Consider the following 2,697-nt stretch of genomic DNA (forward strand, 5'->3'; position numbering starts at 1 on the left):
ACCGCCCGCCGCTTCGGCCGCGCGCTGATCATGCCCAACCTGCGTCCGCCGGTGACCACGGTCGAGCAGGCCGCCGCCTACCGGGCACGCATTCTGGCCGCGGTGCCGGCGGGCCTAAAGTTCGATCCGCTCATGACGTTGTATCTCACCGACACCCTCAAGCCCGAGGAAATCGACAAGGCCGCCGACAGCGGTTTCGTCATCGCCGCCAAGCTCTACCCGGCCGGCGCAACCACCAACTCGGATGCCGGTGTCACCGACATCACCCGCATCTATCCCGTTCTCGAACGGATGGCCGAGCGGGGCATCGTTCTCTGTGTTCATGGCGAGGTGACTCATGCTGACGTTGATATCTTTGATCGCGAGCGCGTCTTTATCGATAGCGTGCTGGCGCCGGTTGCAGCGCGATTCCCGTCGCTGCGCATTGTCTTCGAACACATCACGACGGCCGAAGCGGCGCAGTTCGTGAGCGAATCCGGCCCCAACGTGGGGGCAACGATCACCGCCCACCATCTGCTTTTCAACCGCAACGCCATTTTCACCGGCGGCATCCGTCCGCATTACTACTGCCTGCCGGTGCTCAAGCGCGAAACCCACCGCGAAGCGCTGGTGCGGGTGGCCACGTCCGGCAACCCCAGGTTTTTCCTGGGTACCGATTCGGCGCCCCACGCCAAGAGCACCAAGGAAGCCGCCTGCGGCTGTGCCGGCTGCTACACCTCGCACGCGGGCATCGAGCTGTACGCCGAAGCCTTCGAGCAGGCCGGCGCCCTCGACAAGCTCGAGGCCTTCGCCAGCTTCAACGGCCCGGATTTTTACCGCCGCCCCCGCAACGCCGACACCATCACCCTGATCAAGGAAAACTGGGATGTGCCTGCCGGTTTCGACTACCTTCCGGGCGATCCGCTGGTGCCGCTGCGTGGCGGTGAAACCATCGGCTGGAAACTCGCCTGATCACTTCCTACTGCACGATGCATTCCATCCTTAGAAGTCTGCTGGTCCTCGTTGCCGTGCCCCTGCTCGCCGCCTGCGAGTACGAAGGCACGGCCTTTCTCATTGATGGCAAGGATCAGTCCATCACCCTCGTGCGCGAGCAGCGCTGGTTCTGGAGCGACGAGGTCGAGCAGGCCGTCGTCGTTTCGCGGATGCCCACCTGCATGCGCCGGCACAGCATCAAGTCCGGCGTGACGGGCAGCGTGAAAATGGAGGTCTACGAGGCTGGCGACGCCCTGTGGGCCCTCAAGCAGGGCAAGAACTGGTACCTCGCCAGCACCGAAAAATGCGAGTTCCAGGTCTGGAAAGACGCGCCGGATGATCCGCCGGGCAAGCTTGTCGGCACCTTCGTGCGCAAGGCGGGCAAGTTCCAGTTCGCCCCGGCCGAGGCCGCCGCCACGCCGATCACGCCGCCCGGCGAGTAAGCGCCGGTCTCGCCCCCTTGCAGGTCGGGTTGCAGTCCGACCACACCATGCCTCCCGCACCTGCCGCTTTCGCCGCCGCCCCGCTGTTTGAGCCGATTGCCGGCTTGCTGTCCGGTTTTCCCGACGGGCTTCCCACGGCCGACCAGCTGACTGCGCTGATTGGCCAGACGGCGCCGGCGGCATGTTCCGGCAGCGGCCGGCCGATACGCTTCATCCTGCCCCCGGCAGACCTGCCGGCCTACGAGCAGCACATCGATGCCACCGGCGAGGTGCCGACCCGCGCGGACGACTGGCACGACTTCTTCAATGCGCTGGCCTGGTGCGTCTGGCCGCACACCAAATCCGCCTGCAATGGCCTGCATCTGCGCGAGCAGGCGGCCCGCGCCGCTGCCGGCCTGCCGGGCCGTGGCCCGCTGCGCGATGCCCTGACCCAGTTCGACGAGTGCGGCATTGTCGTCGTCTCCACCGACCCTGACATTCCGGCCCTGCTGGCCGCCCATGAGTGGGAGGAAGCCTTCTGGAATCGTCGCGCGCAACTGCTCGCGTCAACCCGTTTCCTGATCTTCGGCCACGGCAGCTGGGATCAGCTCCGCCAGCCTTTTTTCGGCCTGTGCGCCAAGGCGATCTACCGGCAGGTGGACGCCGCCTGGCTGACTCTGCCGGCACCAGCCCGCCAGCGTGAAACCGACGCCTGGCTCGCCGCGCGTTTCACGGATCCGCTCTGCGCCTTCGCAAACGCCGATCTGTCGCCCCTGCCGCTGCTGGGCATTCCCGGCGTGACGCCCGACAGCGAAGTGCCCGACTATTACCGCGACACCCGGCAGTTCCGGCCCAGGCGGCTGAATCCGAAGAAAATCGCCGCGCCCGGGCCGGCCACGTAACAAGCGGCCCCCGGTCTCTCATCCACGGCCACGCTCTTGCCCGTCCGTTCAGCCCCGGGCGTGCCTTGATTCGCACCGGGTAAGCCGTCTGGCTGTAACCCGCCGCCGATTTGAAGGAAAATGGCAGGCTTGCCGGATGCCGCCGGGGTTTGCCCCAGCCATGCCGGCCCCGAATTTTTCGCTCAGGAATCGACCATGCTGCAAAAACTCTCCGCCTTCCCCGGCGTTCCGGGCCCGGTTGTCGTCATCGTCATGGATGGCTACGGCATTCCCAAAACGGATGCGGGCAGCGCCATCGCCGCCGCCCGCAAGCCGACCCTCGACCGGCTGTTTGCCGAGCATTCCCACATCACCCTGCGTGCCCACGGCACCGCGGTGGGCATGCCCTCCGACGACGACAT

At 66.3% G+C, this 2,697-nt stretch carries 3 protein-coding genes and 1 pseudogene; all 4 read left to right on the top strand.

All coding sequences use genetic code 11. The features are described 5' to 3' along the window. Positions 1-951 (top strand): dihydroorotase (gene pyrC / locus Q1W26_RS14330; RefSeq protein WP_300441505.1); only part of this gene is annotated, 951 nt, incomplete at its 5' end. Positions 952-968: 17 nt separating this feature from the next. Beyond that, positions 969-1,415 carry a hypothetical protein gene (locus Q1W26_RS14335; protein ID WP_300441508.1) on the top strand — a complete coding sequence of 149 codons (447 nt, stop codon included), beginning with the start codon at positions 969-971 and terminating at the stop codon, positions 1,413-1,415. Between the two features lie 47 nt (positions 1,416-1,462). Continuing rightward, positions 1,463-2,296: a DUF3025 domain-containing protein gene (locus Q1W26_RS14340; protein ID WP_300441509.1), complete on the top strand. Its 834-nt coding sequence runs from the start codon at positions 1,463-1,465 to the stop codon at positions 2,294-2,296. A gap of 195 nt (positions 2,297-2,491) precedes the next feature. Continuing rightward, positions 2,492-2,697, top strand: a pseudogene (locus Q1W26_RS14345) (2,3-bisphosphoglycerate-independent phosphoglycerate mutase); the annotation flags it as partial.

This window comes from Zoogloea sp. (assembly GCF_030157465.1).
GTDB lineage: Bacteria > Pseudomonadota > Gammaproteobacteria > Burkholderiales > Rhodocyclaceae > Zoogloea.

Excerpts from the sequence above, each read along its gene's own strand:
- Q1W26_RS14340 (WP_300441509.1), top strand. The coding sequence starts at position 1,463 with ATGCCTCCCGCACCTGCCGCTTTCGCCGCCGCCCCGCTGTTTGAGCCG.
- Q1W26_RS14335 (WP_300441508.1), top strand. The coding sequence starts at position 969 with ATGCATTCCATCCTTAGAAGTCTGCTGGTCCTCGTTGCCGTGCCCCTG.